The 21,441-nt window shown below is 43.8% G+C and carries 17 protein-coding genes; 6 read left to right on the top strand and 11 right to left on the bottom strand.

The features are described 5' to 3' along the window. Positions 1-16: 16 nt before the first annotated feature. Positions 17-475 carry a DUF4920 domain-containing protein gene (locus LJ658_RS05985; RefSeq protein ID WP_230545566.1) on the bottom strand — a complete coding sequence of 153 codons (459 nt, stop codon included), beginning with the start codon at positions 473-475 and terminating at the stop codon, positions 17-19. A 321-nt stretch (positions 476-796) separates the two neighbouring features. Between LJ658_RS05985 and LJ658_RS05980 the strand changes: the two genes are divergently transcribed. Beyond that, positions 797-2,188: a hypothetical protein gene (locus LJ658_RS05980; protein WP_230545565.1), complete on the top strand. Its 1,392-nt coding sequence runs from the start codon at positions 797-799 to the stop codon at positions 2,186-2,188. A 100-nt stretch (positions 2,189-2,288) separates the two neighbouring features. On the opposite strand, the gene radA is transcribed toward LJ658_RS05980, so the two are convergent. After that, the gene (gene radA / locus LJ658_RS05975) at positions 2,289-3,734 is read right to left on the bottom strand and encodes a DNA repair protein RadA (RefSeq protein WP_230545564.1); all 1,446 of its coding nucleotides are present in this window, start codon (positions 3,732-3,734) and stop codon (positions 2,289-2,291) included. Between the two features lie 178 nt (positions 3,735-3,912). Between radA and LJ658_RS05970 the strand changes: the two genes are divergently transcribed. Next, positions 3,913-5,160, top strand: a complete 1,248-nt coding sequence (locus LJ658_RS05970) for a S41 family peptidase (protein ID WP_230545563.1) — start codon at positions 3,913-3,915, stop codon at positions 5,158-5,160. Between the two features lie 8 nt (positions 5,161-5,168). Here the strand turns inward: LJ658_RS05970 and LJ658_RS05965 are convergent, their stop codons facing one another. The 6 genes from LJ658_RS05965 to LJ658_RS05935 all read right to left on the bottom strand — a co-directional run bounded on the left by LJ658_RS05965 (position 5,169) and on the right by LJ658_RS05935 (position 13,188). Further along, on the bottom strand, positions 5,169-8,837 hold the full coding sequence (locus LJ658_RS05965; protein ID WP_230545562.1) for an ABC transporter permease: 3,669 nt from the start codon (positions 8,835-8,837) through the stop codon (positions 5,169-5,171). 160 nt (positions 8,838-8,997) lie between these two features. Beyond that, the gene (locus LJ658_RS05960) at positions 8,998-9,330 is read right to left on the bottom strand and encodes a HEPN domain-containing protein (RefSeq protein WP_255670447.1); all 333 of its coding nucleotides are present in this window, start codon (positions 9,328-9,330) and stop codon (positions 8,998-9,000) included. 52 nt (positions 9,331-9,382) lie between these two features. Next, a complete protein-coding gene (locus tag LJ658_RS05955) occupies positions 9,383-9,700 on the bottom strand; it encodes a nucleotidyltransferase domain-containing protein (protein WP_370632943.1) in 318 nt (105 codons plus the stop codon). 551 nt (positions 9,701-10,251) lie between these two features. After that, on the bottom strand, positions 10,252-11,802 hold the full coding sequence (locus LJ658_RS05950; RefSeq protein WP_230545559.1) for an Rne/Rng family ribonuclease: 1,551 nt from the start codon (positions 11,800-11,802) through the stop codon (positions 10,252-10,254). A gap of 234 nt (positions 11,803-12,036) precedes the next feature. Continuing rightward, complete coding sequence (locus tag LJ658_RS05940; protein WP_230545558.1) at positions 12,037-12,882, bottom strand: M48 family metallopeptidase; 846 nt, start codon at positions 12,880-12,882, stop codon at positions 12,037-12,039. A 6-nt stretch (positions 12,883-12,888) separates the two neighbouring features. Continuing rightward, positions 12,889-13,188: an HU family DNA-binding protein gene (locus LJ658_RS05935; RefSeq protein ID WP_230545557.1), complete on the bottom strand. Its 300-nt coding sequence runs from the start codon at positions 13,186-13,188 to the stop codon at positions 12,889-12,891. 177 nt (positions 13,189-13,365) lie between these two features. Here LJ658_RS05935 and mutY point away from each other — a divergent pair, with 177 nt between their 5' ends. From mutY to LJ658_RS05920, 3 genes are all read left to right on the top strand, one after another. Further along, positions 13,366-14,409 (top strand): A/G-specific adenine glycosylase, encoded by a 1,044-nt coding sequence (gene mutY, locus LJ658_RS05930; RefSeq protein WP_230545556.1) that lies wholly within the window; start codon positions 13,366-13,368, stop codon positions 14,407-14,409. Positions 14,410-14,444: 35 nt separating this feature from the next. After that, positions 14,445-14,861, top strand: a complete 417-nt coding sequence (locus tag LJ658_RS05925; protein WP_230545555.1) for a single-stranded DNA-binding protein — start codon at positions 14,445-14,447, stop codon at positions 14,859-14,861. 162 nt (positions 14,862-15,023) lie between these two features. Further along, complete coding sequence (locus LJ658_RS05920) at positions 15,024-16,556, top strand: serine hydrolase (RefSeq protein ID WP_230545554.1); 1,533 nt, start codon at positions 15,024-15,026, stop codon at positions 16,554-16,556. A gap of 1 nt (position 16,557) precedes the next feature. Here the strand turns inward: LJ658_RS05920 and LJ658_RS05915 are convergent, their stop codons facing one another. From LJ658_RS05915 to aspS, 3 genes are all read right to left on the bottom strand, one after another. Next, positions 16,558-17,028 carry an FKBP-type peptidyl-prolyl cis-trans isomerase gene (locus LJ658_RS05915; protein ID WP_230545553.1) on the bottom strand — a complete coding sequence of 157 codons (471 nt, stop codon included), beginning with the start codon at positions 17,026-17,028 and terminating at the stop codon, positions 16,558-16,560. A 40-nt stretch (positions 17,029-17,068) separates the two neighbouring features. Beyond that, positions 17,069-17,536, bottom strand: coding sequence for an FKBP-type peptidyl-prolyl cis-trans isomerase (locus LJ658_RS05910; protein WP_230545552.1), 468 nt, complete (start codon positions 17,534-17,536; stop codon positions 17,069-17,071). A gap of 147 nt (positions 17,537-17,683) precedes the next feature. After that, complete coding sequence (aspS, locus tag LJ658_RS05905; RefSeq protein WP_230545551.1) at positions 17,684-19,429, bottom strand: aspartate--tRNA ligase; 1,746 nt, start codon at positions 19,427-19,429, stop codon at positions 17,684-17,686. Between the two features lie 236 nt (positions 19,430-19,665). Here aspS and LJ658_RS05900 point away from each other — a divergent pair, with 236 nt between their 5' ends. Beyond that, positions 19,666-21,441, top strand: a complete 1,776-nt coding sequence (locus LJ658_RS05900) for a sensor histidine kinase (RefSeq protein ID WP_230545550.1) — start codon at positions 19,666-19,668, stop codon at positions 21,439-21,441.

Raw genomic sequence — 21,441 nt, 5'->3', positions numbered from 1 at the left:
TCAGGGGGCTGGGGGGTCAATCCACCATCAACCCCTTCACCTCAAAAGTTAATCTTCTCAGCGGGTTGGTTTTTACCGAGTGTTGCTTCTTTCCCCGCGCCGTATCGCCGGCGAAATGTTGCAGGTCATCTGCTATAAATTGTTTTTCGGCCACGCCTTCTGCGATCACGATTTTGCCTTTCAGGCCCGTTGGGATATTGATGCCATAATTTTTAAAATGGGCGGCAATGATCTTGCCCTTGCCGGCATCGATTTCAAACCAGCCGCCTTTGGGTTTGGTTACTTTGATAATACGCCCGCGGATGGTGGTGCTGATGCGTGTTTTTTTATCCATGAAAGCTTCAACCCGCCAGGCCGGTATCATCTCTGCCGTACCGGGCTTTATGCCGAAAACCATGCCATGCGGCAATGGCGTATGCTGCGCAAACGCGGGCCCGGCGGCGTAAATAAAAAATAACAGGAGCAAGTATTTCATGGCACAACGATATGCTTACAGAACATTAATTAGAGCGCATAGTTTTAATGACGTACACTAATCAGGCCGCTGCGCCGTTTTAAGGGCGTTAATTATGTTAATATTTGTTAAAAATGTGGCAGATAACACGGGCCTGTATCTAATTACCCGCTAATAAATTATATTTAAAAATTATTTGGTAAACCATACCGGGTATTAAAAACAGTTTAGTTTTAAAGCCGTAATAAACAACTATCTTTGCATCCGCATTAAAACAAAATGCAAACTGTGGGCAAAAGGCCGGGGACGAACAAATGAACTTGAAATAGACCATTACACAACATGAAGAAATCGCTACAAGGCTCTTTTTTAATTATACTTTTTATAGCTGTTGTTACATCCATTGCCGGGTGTAGTAAAAAAAGCGGCGCCATATTGCCGTTACCGGCGCCGGTAATGAACGCTGTAATCAGCGGATTTACGTCAACCACCATAACCGTTGGCGCACAAGAGGGAAACGCAAACATTGTTACAGAAAATGGTTTTTGCTATAGCTCAACCAATAAAACGCCAACTACCGGCGATATTTTTGTTTCGGATACGATAGCTTTTAGCTGGAAACACAAAATTGCCGGTTTAACGCCTAATACTACCTATTACATGAGGGCCTATGCCATAAATGACGTAGGTACGGGCTACAGCGATGTATTTACCTTTACCACGCCAGCCAACAATGCTGTACCAACCGGTACGGTAACTACATTAGCCGGCAGCCAGCTGGGTGAGGGCGGCTACGCTGAAGGGACAGGTAACGGTGCTTTATTTGATGGCCCGCAATATATAACTTATAATGCCGCCAATAACCTGCTTTATGTTGGCGAAGCCTTTAACAACTCTATCCGGTATGTTACAACCGCAGGCACAACCACTACCGGCTCGCATGCCGAATTGGGTTATACCAACGGTGCATTGGCCGATGCCCGTTTTTACGGGCCAAGGGGCTTTTCGTTCGACGCGCAGGGCAATACTTATATTGCTGATCTGGGTAATAGTGTTATCCGAAAAATTACCGCCGGCGTTGTCAGCACGATAGCAGGCAATACCATAGCCGGTTTTATAGACGGCACGGCAACCAAGGCCGAGTTTTATAACCCGACAGCTACCGCTGTTGATGCAGCCGGAAACGTTTTTGTTGCCGACCGCACCAACAACCTTATCCGGAAAATTACGCCGGCCGGTGTGGTAAGCACCTTTGCAGGTTTCCAGGCGCTTAACGGATATGCACAATCAACTGTTCCGGGGTACCTTGATGGCGAACCGGGGGCATCGCTGTTTAATTACCCGGTAGCTTTAACCTTTGACAAATCAGGGAACCTTTATGTTGCCGATTATAAAAACAGCGCCATCAGGAAGATCACACCAGCCGGGGTGGTTTCAACATTTGCAGGTGGGCTAAACTTCACGACTTTGGTAGGACACCCTACCGGGCTTGTGTTTGATGCCAATAACAATATGTTTATAACTGACGCTGATGGCCGTGTTCTTGAAATTACCAGTAATAAAATATTATACGTACTGGCCGGCGCCGCAAAAAGCGTAGGGTACAAAGACGGTGTTGGCGCTGCGGCCCGCTTTAGCAGTCCGCAATCTATAGCTATTGATTCGCAGGGCAATTTGTACGTAGCAGACTCCAATAACAACGCTATCCGCAAAATTACGGTGGCAGTACAATAAACATCAACGATATCACTACAAAAAGCCCCGCTGCGATTCGCAGCGGGGCTTTTTTATAAGCGCATTTTTTTTTAAGGGATAAGCGTTAACCCGGATATCTTTAGCCAAATAACAACTCAAACACTTCTTCAATATTGGCCACCATTTTGATATCGATGGTATAGCGCGACAGGTCCATGCGTTTTTTATCCTGGGCGGCCGATGGCATATTGTATTTGGAAATATAGATCTGCTCGAAGCCTAATTTCTGTGCCTCGGCTATACGCTGCTCTACCCGGTTAACCGCGCGGATCTCGCCTGACAGGCCGATCTCGCCTGCAAAGCAGGTTTTAAACGGGATAGGAATGTTTTGGTACGATGAGATAATGGCAGCGGCCAGCCCCAGGTCGATAGCCGGGTCCTCCACCTTTATGCCGCCGGTTATGTTCAGGAAAACATCCTGCGCGCCCAGCTTAAAGCCGCAGCGTTTCTCTAACACGGCAAGCAACATACTCATGCGCTTGGCGTCAAAGCCATTTGCGTTACGCTGGGGCGTTCCGTAGACAGATGTGCTCACCAATGCCTGGGTTTCTATCAACATCGGTCTCATGCCCTCTAAAGTGGCCGAAATGGTGATGCCGCTCAAAGGTTCATCGCGTTGCGATAGTAAGATCTCTGACGGATTAGACACTTCGCGCAAACCCTCGCCCAGCATTTCATAAATACCCAGCTCGGATGCCGAGCCAAACCGGTTCTTCACCGTACGTAAGATGCGGTAAACATGGTGCCTGTCGCCCTCAAACTGTAAAACGGTATCAACCATATGCTCCAGTATTTTGGGCCCGGCTATCATGCCGTCCTTAGTGATATGGCCAATCAAAAATACCGGCGTAGCGCTTTCTTTGGCAAAACGTAAAAGTTCGGCTGTACATTCACGTACCTGCGATACACTGCCGGGCGTTGATTCTATGTGGGATGAATGCAGGGTCTGGATCGAGTCGACCACCACCAGGTCAGGCTCCAGCTCCTCTATCTGCTTAAATATATTTTGGGTTGATGTCTCGGTGAGGATGTAACAGCCCTTGTTGATTTCGGATTTCGGACGTTCGATTTCGGATTTATTAAGCGTTTGCACCTCACTTAAACGTTCGGCACGCATTTTAATCTGTTTTTCGCTTTCCTCGCCTGATATGTAAAGCACTTTCAGATTTGGCATGTTCAGCGCCAGTTGCAGCATCAGGGTTGATTTGCCGATGCCGGGCTCGCCGCCTATAAGTACCAACGATCCGGCTACGATCCCGCCGCCCAGTACGCGGTTAAATTCTTTATCGGGGGTTAACAGGCGGTCCTCTTCACGGAAAGTGATCTCGCTAACCTCCACCGGTTTATTGGCGCGTTGCTGCGTAGTGCTGTTGCTTACCTTCCAGGTGGGTACAGCTTTGTTATCCTTTTCAATAACCTCTTCCACAAAAGTGTTCCATTGCTGGCACGACGGGCATTTGCCCAGCCACTTTGCCGACTCGAAGCCACAGCTTTGACAGAAATACGCGATCTTAGATTTAGCCAATTTGATTTACGATTTTAGAATTACGATTTACGATTAAGCAAATGTGCGGATTATATTGGGATTGGCAAAGGGTTTTGCTAAAAAAATTAGCAAAAGTGGTATTAAATTTAGTTCGTATGTTAAACTCAACTTTCTTTGCAGTGTTTATATCATTACTTTTACCATAAACCACTTATCAATGAAAAGACCTGCCTTATTCCTTACTGTTCTATTAATAGTGCTTGGTACTCATTTAAACGCGCAACAAAGCAGCTATCAAGAAGATTTGGAGTTTTTGTACCACACATTACAGCAAACGCCATCCTATAAAGATCAAATTACAGGTGATAAAAAAACGCGCTACCGGCAACTTTTTGAAAGACTTGAGCGTGAACCCGTGCCGACTACAGCACTCGACACTTTTTATTCATTATCCAAACTATTTTGGCCAATAAAAGACCGGCATCTGGCTTTTTATCAGGATACCTATTTGACTAATAATTTAAAGGCGTTAAATAATCCTGAATTTTTGAAAACTTATGCCGCGTCATCAGAATTTAAGAATTATCCCCGCGTTAATGTTAATCTTGATTCCTTAGAAAAGGAGCTATCTAATAAGCCCAAAGAGAACGTTGAAGGAATATATTTACTTGGCGATCTTGGCAAGATTGGGATCTATCGTACTGCAAGAAAAGATAGCTTATTAGGGGTGGTAATGTCATCATATCTAAAGACCTGGGATAGAAGTCAAATCTTTTCTGTAATGATTGAAACTAAGCCCAATTTTTACCGAACAGTTTTCTGCAATTTCCTTGTGAAGGGATTCGTTTTTTCTGAAAGTAGCCGGTTCATCGCCGGCAGGATGCAGTATTATGATCTGAAAAAGGAAGGTGTGAATTCCTATGCAGATTACCATAGTGATAAGCCGTATATCTTTAAACAAATAAAGCCTGAGGTACAATACCTGTATCTGGGATCCTTTCAAGCTTCTAATCAAAACATGGTAGTTGCCAAGGCGTTTTATAATACTATTAAGGACACATTGAAAGCGCCGCGGCTTATTGTTGATTTAAGAACAAACTACGGCGGCGCAAATAAATGTGCCGATCAATTTTACTCGCTGATAAAAAGTTATAGCAAACAGCACAAAGTTTATGTATTAATAAATGCATTTGTTTATAGTATGGGCGAGCGGTTTGCCTTGCGGCTTAAATCACTTAAAAACACCAAACTATTTGGAGAAGACACTAATGGCAAGATAGCTTATGGAGCCAACATAGACAATACACTTACTTTGCCAAGCAAGCGCTACAAAATTTATACAACTGATATGAAAGACCCGGCAAACTACCTGCGATATGAAGAAATTGGTGTTAAGCCGGATATTTATCTGAATAATGATAAAGACTGGTTAGAACAGGTGCTGACGTATATTGACCAGCATTAACGATAGCCTTATTCACTCCTCAAACTCTTCACCGGGTTGGCTATTGCAGCTTTTATCGCCTTAAAACTTATTGTTGCCAGCGCAATGATGATTGAAGCCATACCGCCGGCAGCAAACAACCACACACTAATATTGATGCGGTAAACGTAAGCCTGCAGCCACTGGTGCATGTAATACCAGGCAATTGGCGCAGCAATTGCAAAGGCTATGGCAATAAGCGCCATAAACTCTTTTGAAAACAGGTAAACAATATTGGCCGTGCTGGCGCCAAGTACCTTGCGGATACCTACCTCTTTTACCCGCTGAACTGCCATGAACGAGGCTAGCCCGTACAGGCCCAGGCAGCTCAGGAATATAGCGATGGTAGCAAAAATTTTATACAGCGCTGATAATTGGTTTTCCTGCTTATAAAAGCTTGCAATTTTTTCGTCCAGGAACTTATACTCGTAAACAAAATCGGGGAACGTTTGATCAAATATTTTTTTAACCGATTGCATGGTAGATGACAGGTGTGTGGTTGCCAATTTTATGCCAACCTGGTTGTACATGGTATTGTTGGTGGTGACGAGCAATGGTGCAAGTTCGCTGCGGAAGGAGCGGTCGTGGAAATCTTTTATTACGCCGACAACAGGTCCTTTGATCTGGTCGTGCCAGGTGGTCATGGGTTTGTTCAAAATGTCTTCAGGGTTTTTTATCCCCAACGTTTTCACCAGCGATTCGTTTACCAGGAACTCGCCCGAGGTATCAGACGGGTTCAGATTTCTGCCGGCAATCAACTGCAATTTGTAAACGGACAGGTACCCGGGATCGGCAAATTTGGTAATAACCTGGAAATCGGTTTGTTTGATAGCGTTGTTATATTTAATAATGCTCCATAGATCGGTACCGTTTTCAATAGGAGTGTTAGAGCTGCAGGAAACGGCCTGAACGCCGGGTACCGACAATAATTGTTTCTTTAAATAACCTATTTTACTGATGCGGACACTATCTACCCGGAAAGGAACATTGATAATGGCGTCTTTATCAAAGCCCAGCGGCTGGTTCATAAAATAATCCATTTGCCTGACGATGATAAGCGTACCAATGATGAGCGCCTGCGCAATGATAAACTGAAAGACCACCAGGCCCCTGCGCAGGGAGATGCCCCCGGTAGTTGCGGTGAGCTTGCTCTTTAAAGCATTAACCGGGTTAAAACGCGATAAAATAATAGCTGGGTACAAACCGGCCAGCGCGGTCACCCCAATGGTTACGGCGAGTAAAAATAAAATAAGGGCCGGATCGGTAAACGGGTTAAATGAAAGCGATAGCTCCAAAAGCTGGTTTATATAGGGCAAAGCAAGTGGGGTAATAATTGCTGCAAATACGATGGCCCCGGCAACTATCAAAAATGTTTCGACGATGAACTGAAGTTGTAATTGAGCTTTATTGCTCCCCAAAACTTTCCTGACGCCAACCTCCTTTGCGCGGTTAACAGCCTGCGCGGTGGAGAGGTTGACAAAGTTTACGCAGGCTATCAACAGGATGAATGCGGCAATGAGCCACAATACATTGAGCAGCTGGTGGCTGATGGTTTTATTGCTGTAATTACTTACCCGGGTATCATAATGTACCGCATTTAAGGGCTGTATAAAATGATTATCGGTATTGCCGGGCGATTCCACCTTTCGGCAGTACGCCCGCAGTTGCTGGTTAAAGTTAGCCGCCGAAATATTTGGAGGCAACAAAATATAACAGCCAAACCCGGCAACATTTCCGTCCCAATCGGTTGATTTTGACAAGTAATCACCGGTAAATCCTGTTCCGTAAGATACCACAACTTTTAGCTGGAAATCTGTATTTGCCGGTATGGTTGCCAGGATGCCCGAAACTTTCAATACATCGGTGCCGTGCTCAAACATATAGCCGCCCATTTCCAGTTTCAGGGTTTTGCCCATGGCTGTTTGCCAGTTGCCAAAATATTTTTCAGCGGTCTCTTTGGTCAGCAATACGTTGTTCGGTTCTTTTAACGAAGCATACGAACCTGCAAGCAAGGGGAAATCAAATATTTTAAAGAAAGAGGGGTCCATATAAAACACCCCCCGCTGCTCTTTAAATGCTTTTTCTGTTTTCCCTTTATGATCAATTATCAGCAACTGATCATCGTGGCTGGCAAAGATGGGCGCTACCTGTTCTATTTGCGGAAAAGAAGTTTTTAACCCAACGGGCATCGGGAAAGGAACACCTGTCTTGTAGGCAATTTCTCCTGATTCTGCATAATGAAACTCGGTCAGCACCCGATAGGTGCGGTCTTTCTTTGCATGAAAAGTATCAAAACTTGTTTGATATTGTATAATGATAAAGATCACCATACAAACAGCAATACCCACCGCCAGGCCGGTAATATTAATGGCAGCATAGCCTTTATTACGCGCCAGACTGCGCCTTGCTATTTTGAAATAATTCTTAAACATATTAGTACGGTTTGATTTGGCGTGCGACCACTTTGGTGCGGTTTCACGGTTCAAACTTACCAGTGCAAATGGAGCCGGGCTGCCCAGATTATAAGATGGGTGCTGTTTTTTCAGCTCATTTTTATATTCCACGGGGCTTTTCCCGGTTATCTGTTTAAAAATGCGGTTAAAGCTGCTTTGTGAATTGAACCCCGATTCGAACGCAATCCCCAGCAGCGTGATATGGTCATAAGCGGGGTCCTGCATCTTGCGGGCCGCCGCCTGTACACGGTATTCATTAATAAAATCATTGAAGCTTTTTTTAAGCACCATATTCATGATGCGCGATAATTCATGCGTATGCAGGCCAAGCTTCGCGGCGAGCAGGCTCAGGGTTAGTTCAGGGTCCTGGTAATAGTGGTTCTCTTTAACAACCTTTTTTAGCCAGGTGCCTTTTTCCCGTAGGCCATTCGGTAGTAATGGTTTTAATATAGCCAGGTCTCCTGTTTCTGCATCCAATTCGGGCCTCAATAAAGCCCTTGCAGCTATCCCAATAATGAATGACAGCAACAGGAGATATAAGGGGTAGTAAACCTGTGCGCCTGATTGAGTAGGGTAATAAAAATAAGCTGCGACTGCAAAAGGGATCCACAGCAGCCATACAAGTCCGAAACCTGACAGTAAATTCTTTATCCCGCGCAACCCGTGCCGGTAACGGTCTCCCCCGGTAAATTTTACCTGTTGGTGAAATCCTGCTATCAGCCTGTAGCAGCGGTACAGGTAATACGTAACCGAAATAAATGCCAGCAGGTATAATAGTGGGTTTAATAACCGGGCCACCGGTGTATCGTAGGTTGCGGTGCCTGTTCGTATACTTTCCGCAGTCGCAAGGATGTAAACGCCCAGTTCCAGGAGTAAAGGGCTGAAATTCAACAGGTCCCTGCGCCTGAATTGATCACCGGGCCGGGTTGTTTGAAGTACATAAAAGTAAATAAACGGACCAAATGCCAGCGAGAACTGAAACGGCAGGCGGCTCCAGAGAGGAAAATAAGCGGTCAGCCCGATATCAATCGCCAATATGCGGCTTATCCATAAAACAGCAGCCGCTAATGCCAGGGCCAGGTACCGGTTGGCCAGCCGGTTAGCTTTCCCGCCAAACCATAGCAACAAAATAAAACTGAGGCCAATACACAGCATCCCGAAGAACGCGGCATCATAAAGCGTGATATGAAGGGTATAGTGTTTCAAGCAGATTAGTAGGCAAGCATTACCAAATCTATAAAACATTAAGAGATAAAAGGTTAACGAGGATGTTAAATGTATAGTGTGCTAAATCCGAAGAGATCAACCCATCAGAAGATAAACAAGATTATACTATGAAAGAAAGTCGGCAGCAAGCCATGAATTATTATAAATTGATCTTATCGTTAACCAGGGATTTGATTTGTTGTGCCAACTGATAATAGCTTTCCGCTTCTTCTTTTTCCGGCATCAGGTTAGTGTCAGGATATCGGCCCTGTACGGCGTATGCGTTTATATTTAGCGGATCAATTGTTGAAAAAGCCGGGTCAAAATTGGCGCATTGATTCAATAGAAAAACAATGTTATGCGTTTTTTCTATATCAATACCATGGTAAATTAAAAAAGCCTTAAGATATTTTTCAACGGCCTGCTGGCAATGAAAACAGGCATTGTCTAAGATCATGGGTTCAATTTCTAATAATCTTTGCGCTGTTATCAAATCATTTTCCGCTTATCTATCCATGACTTAACATATGCCAATAATGCAGGGGTCATAAAGCAATTCCTTCCCTTATGGCGGACCGAATGATATGACCAGGTAATTGTTGTTTTTCAACGACCTCTTCTTCGCTGTTAAGCAATAAATCTATAGGGGCATTAATCGCTGTCACAATTGCTCTGTCGAGCAAGGTGCTCCAGTATACTTTCTCTTTAGAAGTAAAAGTTAATGGTGTGATGATCAGTAAATCATAATCACTGAAGCGGTCATAATCGCCACGCGCATGAGAGCCAAACAGCAGGACCCTTGAACCCGGCAGGTTAGATTCCACTATTTGACGTATGGTTTTATATATTTCTGACCTGTCCACAAATCAAATATACAAATTTGATTGTAGAAAGAATTTAAACACGACCGGTTCATATTGACAGTCGTCCTTTGCGGCGTGTAACGCTTGCCTGGTTAAATTGGGAATGACAAAGGCTTAATTATCTAAACCTAAAACTCCGTGGCGGACAAATTTGATAAGCGGGCTATTAACATCATCATCAAGTTTTTGTATATTTGATCAGCTCCCAGCCCTACCATAATCTTCCTGACAAGAGTATTTTTTAAAATTTTTTTTGACAAATTTTTGCAATGGGTTTATTTATTTGATTGATTATCAGTAAATTAAACAAAAATATTACTACTGGTATAAGGCTGAATACCCGATAAATGCTGTTTTTTACTACCGGTATAAGCCCCGATACCTGGAGAACGGCGTTTTTTACTACCGGTATCAGGACTGATACCCGATAAATGGCGTTTTTTACTACCGGCTACGGCGTTTTTACTGGTGTGAGACAATAACCGGATTAAAACAAAAAGAGCAGCTGTTAATTAAAACAACTGCTCTTTCTGAATCGCGTTAGCGAATACTTATAACTTGATCTCTTCGTCTTTGGATGAGAAAAAGTGAAACTCGGTTATCTGGTAAGCCGGGTTGCTTTTCACTTTTATCCACTGGCCATATTTAAAGAACCATTGCATCTGGCGGGTATATAATCCCTGCCGGATGTAGGCCTCGATATACGGGTGCACACAAAGGGTTATGCCTTTTTCGTTTTGTTCGGTTAAAACAAAGTTAAAGTTGTTTTCAATATCGTCCAGCAATAAAATAGTCGGCCTTATGGTGCCGGTGCCGTGGCAGGCAGGGCAAACCTCGGTAGTGACAATGTTCATTTCGGGCCTCACCCGCTGGCGGGTAATTTGCACCAGTCCAAATTTGCTCGGAGGCAAAATGGTATGTTTGGCACGGTCAAGCTGCATCTCCGCACGTAAATAATCAAACAGATCTTTACGGTTGGTTGGCTTGTGCATATCAATAAAATCAATCACCACAATACCGCCCATATCACGCAGGCGCAGCTGGCGGGCAATTTCTTTTGCCGCCTCGCGGTTTACCTGGTAGGCGTTCTCTTCCTGGTTTTCTTTATTTGCCGTGCGGTTGCCGCTGTTTACGTCAATAACGTGCAGGGCCTCTGTATGCTCAATTACCAGGTAAGCGCCACCGGCTAAATTAACCGTTTTGCCAAAAGCGCCTTTTATCTGCTTGTCAACACCAAAGTGTTCAAACAGGGGCTCTTTGTGCTTATGCAGCTTAACAATACTTTCCAGATCAGGCGAGATGTCTTTAACATACTGTTTAACCTCCTCAAACAATGTCGCATCGTTTAAGTAGATGTTTTGAAAATCAGGGTTAAGGATATCCCTCAGGATAGTTGAGGTACGGCCAATTTCGCCTAAAACTTTCTTGGCCGGCTCTACCGATGGCAGGCGGGTCATGAAGGCTTCCCATTTTGATATCAGGTCAAGCAGGTCCTTTTGCATTTCTGCAACGCCCTTACCTTCTGATACGGTACGGATAATTACACCAAAGTTTTTAGGCTTAATGCTTTCTACGATTTTGCGCAAGCGATTGCGTTCCGTGTTACTCTTTATCTTTTTAGATATCGATATAACCTCAGAAAAAGGCACTAATACTACATACCTCCCGGCTATAGATAAATCTGAGCTTAAGCGGGGGCCCTTTGTTGATATGGGCTCCTTAGCTATCTGCACAGGAATAAGCTGGTTCTTGGTTAATATGTCAGAGATTTTTCCTCCCTTACTAATATCTTCCTCCAGCTTAAAATTATCTAAAAGCTTAGATTGGTAACTTCCACCACGCACTTGCTTAGCCAGTTTCAGGAGCGTTTGCACCTGCGGACCAAGATCAAGATAATGCAAAAATGCATCCTTCTCATAACCTACATCAACAAAAGCGGCATTTAACCCGGGCATTATTTTTTTAATACGGCCCAGGTATATATCACCAACTGTATAATTGTTGCTGATTTGCTCTTTATGTAGTTCTACAAGTTGTTTATCCTGTAATAATGCAATGGTAGCCCCGTTAGGGGATGAATCGATAATTAATTCTTTTATCAACTGCTACTCCATTTCTTTAACGGTAACCCGGTAAAATACCGGGACCGAATTTTTCACTATAGGGGTAAAAACAATACTGTACCCGCCTTAACAGCGAAGAAAATAAGGTGCTAAAAAGCAGGGCTTATTTCTTTTTATGTCTGTTCTTTCTTAAACGCTTTTTGCGTTTGTGGGTAGCCATTTTGTGTCTTTTACGTTTTTTACCGCTCGGCATAATAATAATTTTTTAATGTGTTAATTTTTTAATTCCTTAATATATTGGTCGATGCGTTGCCCAAAAACCGGGTTAGGCATCATTTGCTTGCATTTTTCATAAGCTGCAATTGCTTCTGGTTTTTGGCCCAGCTGCTTATACGTTTCTGCCAGATAAAAGTAAGACTCAAAATCAGGTTTGTGTGCAATAACCGTTTTAAAACGTTGCACCGCCTTATCAAACTGCCCTGATTTCATGGAGAACAAACCCAAATTAAGGTTTGCGTTAATGTTATCAGGGTCCTGCGCCACAACTTCGCGTAACAGCGCTATGCCCTGCATAGGGCTCGCTCCGCCGTTTACGTAAGCAACGCCTAAGCCGGTTTTGCCTTCAAGACTTTGCGGCTTAAGTTTAAGTGCGTTGGTAAAGGCTTCAACCGCACCGGTAATAAATGCCGGCGTTACCGCGGTGTCCTGTGTTATTTTAAATGCATCGTTAAAGCGGCTGCCCGCGGTTAACCAGGTATCAAAATTATTTTCTTTACGGGCAACAGCCTGATAATAAAATGCAGCCGGCGCGGGTTGATTGACATCGTCCCAGGCGGCAGCTAATTGTTTTTGAAGCGATAGCTTGTCGGCATCGCCTGATGCTTTTTGTAAACGGCTCTCCAGATCATTGATCTTGGCGGCTAATCCTTCGCCTATGGCGGTCTTAGCCGGTTCTGATACCATCTGGACAGTTACAGTTGAAGCCGCCCTGGTTGACTGTGCAGGTTGGGCGGCTTCATGTGTTTGGCTCGCTTTTATTAAGCCCTTAACCGGCAATGAATACAAATAGCCCATTACTGCCACTATGGCTACCGCAATAACTATTTGTTTTCTATTCATCTTTGCTTACTTGGTGTTAGCTGTTTTGTTACCTGTTTTTACTTTTTCAACAAAAGTTTTAGCTGGTTTAAAGCTGGGTACAAAATGCTCAGGTATAATTATAGCAGTGTTTTTTGAGATATTACGGGCGGTTTTTTTAGCTCTTTTCTTTACAACAAAACTTCCAAATCCTCTCACGTATACGTTTTCGCCGCCAACCATTGAATTTTTAATAACTTTAAAAAACGCCTCAACTGTCTCCTGTACATCAACCTTCTCAATTCCAGTTTTAGATGAGATTTCAGTTATAATTTCTGCTTTAGTCATATCTGATTTTCCTTTATTTAATTTGTAATTACTTAACTTATTTGGGGTTGCAAAAGTATTGCTTTATTACTAAAGATTGAAATATTTAACGCATTTTTTTTTGATCGGGCAAAAAGTACTACATTATATTTACAAACGCCATTCAATTAAGCACTTAATCCGCTATTTTTGCACTGCATGAATTTTTCTGATGAGCTTGTTAAATGGTACCACGAAAACAAGCGCGATCTGCCCTGGCGGCATACAACAGATGCTTATATCATTTGGCTGTCTGAGGTTATTTTACAGCAAACACGCGTAGAACAGGGCCTGCCCTACTTTTATCAGTTTGCCGGGGCTTACCCTGATGTAAACAGTTTTGCGGCCGCCACCGAAACCGATATTTTAAAGCTATGGCAGGGCCTGGGCTATTATTCGCGCGGGCGCAATATGTTAAAGACGGCCCAGATGGTGCGCGACGGTTATGGCGGGAAATTTCCGGATAAATATAACGAACTGATCAAATTAAAAGGAATAGGCGAATATACGGCGGCGGCGATAGCCTCATTTTCGGCCGATGAAGCAAGGGCAGTGGTTGACGGAAATGTGTCCCGTGTCATCGCCAGGTACTTCGGCATCAGCGAGCCCATTAACAGCACAACCGGTAAAAAATTGTTTCAAGCCACCGCAAACGATTTGCTTAATAAGAAAAATCCGGGGTTACATAACCAGGCCATGATGGAGTTTGGGGCCATGCTTTGCAAGCCTAAAAACCCCGCCTGCGGGATTTGCCCGGTGAGATTGGGGTGCTATGCATTTAAAAACAATGCGACCACTTTTTTGCCGGTAAAAATTAATAACGTTAAAATAAAACAGCGTTTCTTCAATTACTTCCTGTTTACAAACCATGACAGTATTTTGATGAATAAACGTTCTGAGAGCGATATATGGGCCAATATGTACGATTTGCCGTTGATTGAAACCGATTCTTTACTGCCATTAAATGAGGTACTGACGCTGCCCGAAACGGTTGCATATTTTGGCCGGGAGCCGGAAATAACGGCCGTTACAGCCATCAAAAAGCATGTACTCACCCATCAGCATTTGCATATCAGATTTATCACAATAGTTAAACAACCTGTAAGAATAAAGCCAAATTGGGTTTTCATAAAAGTAGAAAATTTAAAAAAACTGCCCCTTTCCAAAGTAATTTTTATATTTTTAGATAATTTTTTAAATTAGAAATAAACCTTGTACATTTACCGTACATTTTAACTATGTCTGGAATAAATAAAGTAATACTGGTTGGCCATTTAGGCAAAGATCCTGAAGTCCGCCAGTTAGAAGGGGGGGTGTCAGTTGCGAGCTTTCCCCTGGCTACATCAGAGACCTTCAATAAAGATGGCAAAAAGATTGAACAAACCGAATGGCACAATATTGTATTGTGGCGCAGTTTGGCAGAAGTAGCTGCCAAGTTTTTGCAAAAAGGCAAATTGGTTTATATCGAGGGCAAATTGCGCACCCGGTCTTTCGAAGACAAAGAGGGTATTAAAAAATATACTACCGAGGTGGTGGCTGAAAACTTTACCATGCTGGGCCGCAAAACAGATTTTGAGCAGGATTCATTTCCCCGCCAGGGAATAAAAAACGGCGACGAGCTTGAAAACAACGGCCTGGACAATATGGGTTTTTAACCGCAGGTCATTAAATATTAAAGACAGGGCCATCCAGCAGTTGCGGGTGGCTTTTTTTATTGGGGGCCAAATAAATAATGAGCCGCTGTATTTGCGTTAAATTAGTACTTTTAAGGCAAGTTAAATTTCTGCTGATATTTACCCAATACAATAATTTTACTGATGAAAAAATGCCTTGTTTTATTGCTGAGCTTTGTTGCGTCTGTTAGTTTAATCCATGCCCAGGGGACCGACAGGACATCATTTATTAAAGATAGTATTGATGTTTATGTAAACCGGGCGCTAACCAACTGGCGCATACCCGGCGTTGCGGTTTGTATCATAAAGGACAATAAGATAGTGCTGATGAAAGGCTACGGCATTAAAGAACTGGGCCTGCCTGAACGGGTTGACGAGAATACCCTGTTTATGATAGGCAGCAACACCAAGGCATTTACAGCTACGGCATTAGCGATGTTGCAGGAGAGTAAAAAGCTATCGTTAGATGACTATGTAACTAAATACCTGCCGTACTTTAAACTGGAGAACAAGGCGGCCGGCGATCAAACCATTATCCGCGACCTGCTTTGCCACAGGCTTGGTTTTAAGACCTTCCAGGGCGACTTTGCTTTTTATAACAGCAATTTAACCCGCCAGCAAATTATCGACAAGCTGGGGCATATGAAAGCCACCTACCCGTTCAGGACGAAGTGGGGATATACCAACGCCGCTTTTTTAACTGCAGGCGAAATTATCCCGCGCGTAAGCGGCAAGACCTGGGAGGCATACCTGAAAGAAAATATTTTTGCACCGCTGGGCATGACCAATACCCTGGCCCTTACAGCCGATCTGCCTAAATCATTTAACAAAACCGTGCCGCATACGCTGGTTGATGAACGCCTGAGTGCGGTCCCATACGCGCAACTGGACGGCCTGGCCCCGGCGGCCAGTATTTCGTCGTCTGTAAATGATATGAGCAAATGGGTAATGGCCCTGCTTAATAACGGTAAGGTGGGCGCAAGGCAGGTAATACCCGAAGCCGCTATAATGGCAACCCGCCAGCCGCAGGATTATGTGGGCAGCGTACGGCACCTTAACGGCGAAATCAATTATGAGCTTTATGGGCTGGGGTGGTTTTTGCAGGATTATGCCGGGCACCGCATTGTTATGCATGACGGCGGCGTAACCGGATATGTATCATCGGTAACGTTAGTGCCGCAGGACCATCTGGGGATTATCGTTTTAACAAATACCGACGAAAATGAATTTTATGATGCGCTGCGCTGGGAGATCATGGATGCTTATTTTAAACAGCCCTACCGCAACTATAGCGACACTTACCTGGGTGCTTATAAGACAAACGCGGCGTCAGCGCAAAAGGTGATCAAAAAGCTGCGTGATTCTGTCCTGCTGAACTTGCCGACCGCCCAGCCGGCCTCAAACTATACCGGCAGGTATTACAACGAACTATATGGTAACATGACCATCACCCCGGGCGAAAACAATGACCTGGAAGCACGGTTTGAGCATCACCCTAAAATGTTTGTGAAGCTGCAGCCCATTGGCGGTAACCGCTTCTTCGCCACTTTCTCTGATGCGATATATGGTAAAACGGTTTTCCCGTTCACGGTTCAAAACGGTAAAATTACGGGCATAAAAGTCAAGGTGGCCGACTTTGTTGAAGCTGACCCTTATGAATTTAAGAAGGTAAACTAGCCTAGTTGGTAAAGCCTTGCAATGTAATAGTAAATATAAGGCAAGTGTTTGACGGAACCTTTGAACTTCCGGCAGAACCATAAGCCAAACCAGAAGGTACATACATGGTAATGGTACCACCCTTACCAATAAGCGGCAGGCCAATTTTCCAGGCTTCGATTAAATCCGTCAAATGGAAAAAATAACTTGATTGCGAGTCGAACTGTGTGCCGTCAAGAAGAAAGCCGGTATAGTTAACGGTGATATTTGACGAAGTAGTGGGATGAGCCCCGGTTCCGGCATTATTTATCGTATAATACAATCCCGAAGGGTCTTTAATTGCGTTGGTTATACCGTTTGACAAAAAATAATCCTGTATAGCTTTATCATCAAGCTTTGCCTGCTCGGTAGGGTCAAAAGGGCTTTCAACCGTTTTTCTGCATGAGGAGAAAGCGATGGCAAAAACGCAGATTAGTAATAAATATTTTTTCATGTTAATGAGTTCGTTTTAAATCAATACGCGGGTTAGCCGCTTAATTAGCAGTTACACCATCCAGGTCGACCGTGTAAGTAAGTACAGAGTTTCCCGGGATGCCGTTTTGGTCGCCAGTGCCGTAAGCCTGGCCCGAAGGTATGATCAGGTATATCCGGCCGCCGGTACCAATTTTGGCAACTCCGGTTTGTAAGCCGGCTATAAAGGCGCTTAATTTGGCCTGTACGCCGCTAACTTTACCTACCAAAATGCCATTTAAATAATAATCGCTGTAAGTAAGCTTTACGGTAGATTGCAAAGTTGGTTTTGGATCTGTCCCCGGTGAAATGATATTGTAATAAATGCCGGATGCATCTTTGGTGGCCGTAATCTTGTTGGCCTTGATATAAGCCTGTATTTTTGCATCATCAACCGATGCCTGTGTAACAGCCTGGGTTTTTGAATCAATTTTTTGGCAAGCCGATAAACCAATAACTAACAGGCTAAATAGTATAAGATGTTTTTTCATGCGGGTTTTTCTTTGCAACTATACTTAAAAAAATACGAGGGCTTAAAAATTTAACATTTTTTAGCATTTGCGCAAAACTACAAAATATTATTCGCCGTTATTGTAGCCTTTAACGGCAAACGGCAAAAACTATTATGTGCAGGCGTGCTATAGCGCTGTTTTAATTTTTAATTCGTTTAACTGTGCATCGGCAATGGTTGACGGCGAATCGATCATCACATCGCGGCCCGAGTTGTTTTTAGGGAACGCTATCACATCGCGGATAGAATCTAATCCGGCAAAAATTGAGCACAGCCTGTCAAAGCCGAAAGCAATACCACCATGCGGCGGCGCGCCATATTCAAACGCGTCCATCAAAAAGCCAAATTGTTTTTGTGCCTCTTCTGTGCTAAAGCCCAAATGCTTAAACATTAAAGCCTGTAAGGCCCGGTCATGGATCCGGATAGATCCACCACCTATTTCTGTGCCGTTTATTACTAAATCATAGGCATTGGCACGTACATCGCCCGGGTTGGTATCTAACATAGCGATATCTTCGGGCTTTGGCGAGGTGAACGGGTGGTGCATAGCGTGGTAGCGTTCAGTTTCTTCATCCCACTCCAACAGCGGGAAATCCAGCACCCATAACGGCGCGAACTCGTTTTTATCACGTAAACCCAAACGGTTCCCCATTTCTAAACGCAACTCATTTAACTGCTTGCGGGCCTTATCGGCATTACCGGCCAGGATCAGGATCAGGTCGCCCGGCTCGGCCTCAAATGCAGCAGCCCAGTTGGTCAGGTCGTCTTCGCTATAAAATTTATCTACAGATGATTTTAACGTACCATCGGCAGTATACCGGCAATAAATCATGCCGGTAGCGCCAATTTGCGGGCGCTTTAACCATTCGGTCAGCTCATCAATTTGTTTACGGGTATAATCGGCGCAGCCTTTGGCATTGATGCCCACAACCAGCTCGGCATTATCAAATATGCCCAGGCCCTTGCCTTTTACAATATCATTCAGCTCAACAAACTCCATCCCAAAACGAATATCCGGTTTGTCTGACCCATATAAACGCATGGCGTCGGCATATTGCATCCGTGGGAAATCATTAAATTCAATACCCTTTACCGCCTTAAACAGGTGGCGGGTTAATCCTTCAAAAATATTCAGGATATCTTCCTGGTTAATGAAAGCCATCTCGCAGTCAATCTGCGTAAACTCAGGCTGGCGGTCGGCCCTTAAATCCTCATCCCTGAAACATTTAACGATCTGGAAATAGCGGTCAAAACCACTTACCATCAGCAATTGCTTGAAGGTTTGCGGCGATTGCGGCAGGGCGTAAAACTCGCCCGGGTTCATGCGGCTTGGCACCACAAAATCGCGTGCGCCTTCGGGGGTTGATTTGATCAGTACCGGGGTTTCCACCTCGATAAAATCAAGCCCGTCAAGGTATTTGCGGATCTCCTGTGCCATTTTATGGCGCAGTACCAGGTTGTTGCGGATCGGGTTGCGGCGCAGATCAAGGTACCGGTATTTTGCTCTTAGTTCTTCCCCGCCGTCGGTTTCGTCCTCTATCATAAACGGAGGGACTTTTGAGGAGTTAAGGACTTCTATTGATTGTACGGTGATCTCGATATCGCCGGTTGATATTTTGGTGTTTTTATTGGTACGCTCTATCACAGTACCGGTAACCTGTATAACAAATTCACGGCCCAGCCCGCGGCTGGTTTCGCGCAAAGTATCGTCGCTGTCTGTATTTAATACCAGTTGGGTTAAACCATAGCGGTCGCGCACATCGATAAATGTGGTACCGCCTAAATCGCGCGATTTCTGTACCCAGCCGCATAAAGTTACTGTCTGGCCTAAATTATTGATAGTTAGTTCGCCGCAGGTATGTGTTCTTAACATGGTAACGTATTTTGTAAAGTTTGCAAAAGTACATTTTTGAGGTGAAAGGTGAAAGGTAAAAGGTTAAAGGGTTGAATTGGCCTGTAGTGATTAGTTTAAAACCGTTGCTATAAGCCGATCGGGATCAAATTGGTATAATTCTCGGCTAACCATGTCGTTTACTCATTGTCAGTTGTGGGGCTGTTTAAATTAAATGAGTTTTGGGCATTAATTATTACCTTCAAAACTTAGGTCACATGAAAAAAGCGTTTTTACTTTTATTGGGTTTTATATCGGCGGTGGCGGTTGGTTATGCGCAAAACTCGACAGTAACAGTTACTACAACAGACAAAGGTGCACCCGAGCCACCAAAAGTAGCCAATAGATTGATTTATTTTGATGGCTACCAAAATAGTAGTGCATTTGATATGGAAACAACCCTTATGGGGGTGATGGATACCCGTGTATATGAGATTTTTACTCAAATTGAAGGCCCTCCCAATTTGAATGCCTGGAATAAGGCCCATCCCGAAAGCTTTATTCATAAATTTATACCCAAAACGTCAATAATACTTGGTGTTAAACGTAGTGCCAGCGCGAATGTTTCTATCTATCATACCAGCTCACTCTCTAAAGATTTTATTGCCTACAAGCTTGCTGATAAAGACTCGGTCACCGCCATCGCAATGGGCATAAATGCGGATAATGTAAATAATTACCGCTATCACGTAGTAGAAAATGACAGTACAGAGTTGGTAACATGGAGGGTGCCGGCGTTACAGCAACAATATGGCGCTAAAAAAGCCTATGGCTTTTTGGGTAAATTTAATGCGCCCGGCAAAGAAATTACCGTTGAAGTTGTAAACGTAAAAAATTACAGCATAAGGGATGGGGCAGTGTTTAACTGGCGCAATAATTTAAAACCGATAATAAGCAGGATACAGGTTTTTGATAAACCCTGGAAAAAAACCGAAATGTTTATTGTTAGCCCGACTAACATAACTAAATATGCCAGCAAATTTGATAAGATAACCGGTGCTCCTTTAGATTTTCATTTCTGGGCAGACAGTGTGGTTAGTTTTAACATTGGGTTTAAAAGCCACCCGACAATGGGGTATGATATATACTGGGTTTTTAATGATGGCCCGCAAGAGTATAAAAATCTCATAGTTTCTAATTTAAGAGACAGTGTTTATGGTGTAACCCCGCAATATTTTCCCGATGGGGGTAAACGGGTGTTACTGATATATCCAACGGGTACTACGAATAAAAACCAGGAAACGCGCATTGAGTATCACGTGTATCCTGATTATTCGCCGGAGAAGTTTAGTATCGAACAGCTATTACCTTATGTTATAGGTGCTTTCATACTCTTTATCATCTACTATATATACAACAGGCGCAGATTGAGAAAACTGGATCAGCAAAAAGAGATGGCTAACCTAAAATTAGGGTCTGTAAGGGCACAGCTTAACCCGCACTTTATGTTTAACGCGCTAACCTCCATTCAAAACCTGATGAACCAGCAGGACAGCGCCGGCGCAAACCATTACCTGGCCAAGTTTGCCGACCTTACGCGGCAGGTGCTGGGTGCTACCGGTACTGAACTGATCAGCCTTGAAGACGAGCTAAAGATCGTCAGGGATTACCTGGAGATAGAACAACTTCGCTTTGGATTTCAATACACGGTTGAGGTACATAAAGGCATTAACATAGCCAATACGGAAATACCTGGAATGCTGATGCAGCCGTTTATTGAAAACGCCGCCAAGCATGGCATAAGCGGGATGCTGACTAAAGGAAAGATCAATATCACCATAGAAAAAAAGCAAAATAACCTGGTATTTACTATTGCCGATAATGGCAAAGGGTTTGATTCGCAGTCGGCCGGTACTTCAGGCTTTGGGTTAAAACTTGGCCGCGAACGGATAGCCCTGCTTAACCAGATCTATAAAAACCAACCAATTGAATTGCAAATTAATAGTGGCCACACAGGTACAACAATAATAATAACTTTAACCGCCTGGTTTTAA

Origin of the sequence: Mucilaginibacter sp. UR6-11 (assembly GCF_020880695.1) — a bacterium.
Classification (GTDB): domain Bacteria; phylum Bacteroidota; class Bacteroidia; order Sphingobacteriales; family Sphingobacteriaceae; genus Mucilaginibacter.
The sequence above is the reverse complement of the archived record's forward strand: the minus strand, read 5'-3'. Positions and strand labels throughout refer to the sequence as shown.

Coding starts and splice junctions, on each gene's coding strand:
- LJ658_RS05985 (WP_230545566.1), bottom strand. CDS start 475: ATGAAATACTTGCTCCTGTTATTTTTTATTTACGCCGCCGGGCCCGCG.
- LJ658_RS05980 (WP_230545565.1), top strand. CDS start 797: ATGAAGAAATCGCTACAAGGCTCTTTTTTAATTATACTTTTTATAGCT.
- LJ658_RS05970 (WP_230545563.1), top strand. CDS start 3,913: ATGAAAAGACCTGCCTTATTCCTTACTGTTCTATTAATAGTGCTTGGT.
- LJ658_RS05940 (WP_230545558.1), bottom strand. CDS start 12,882: ATGAATAGAAAACAAATAGTTATTGCGGTAGCCATAGTGGCAGTAATG.
- LJ658_RS05935 (WP_230545557.1), bottom strand. CDS start 13,188: ATGACTAAAGCAGAAATTATAACTGAAATCTCATCTAAAACTGGAATT.
- mutY (WP_230545556.1), top strand. CDS start 13,366: ATGAATTTTTCTGATGAGCTTGTTAAATGGTACCACGAAAACAAGCGC.
- LJ658_RS05925 (WP_230545555.1), top strand. CDS start 14,445: ATGTCTGGAATAAATAAAGTAATACTGGTTGGCCATTTAGGCAAAGAT.
- LJ658_RS05920 (WP_230545554.1), top strand. CDS start 15,024: ATGAAAAAATGCCTTGTTTTATTGCTGAGCTTTGTTGCGTCTGTTAGT.
- LJ658_RS05915 (WP_230545553.1), bottom strand. CDS start 17,028: ATGAAAAAATATTTATTACTAATCTGCGTTTTTGCCATCGCTTTCTCC.
- LJ658_RS05910 (WP_230545552.1), bottom strand. CDS start 17,536: ATGAAAAAACATCTTATACTATTTAGCCTGTTAGTTATTGGTTTATCG.
- aspS (WP_230545551.1), bottom strand. CDS start 19,429: ATGTTAAGAACACATACCTGCGGCGAACTAACTATCAATAATTTAGGC.
- LJ658_RS05900 (WP_230545550.1), top strand. CDS start 19,666: ATGAAAAAAGCGTTTTTACTTTTATTGGGTTTTATATCGGCGGTGGCG.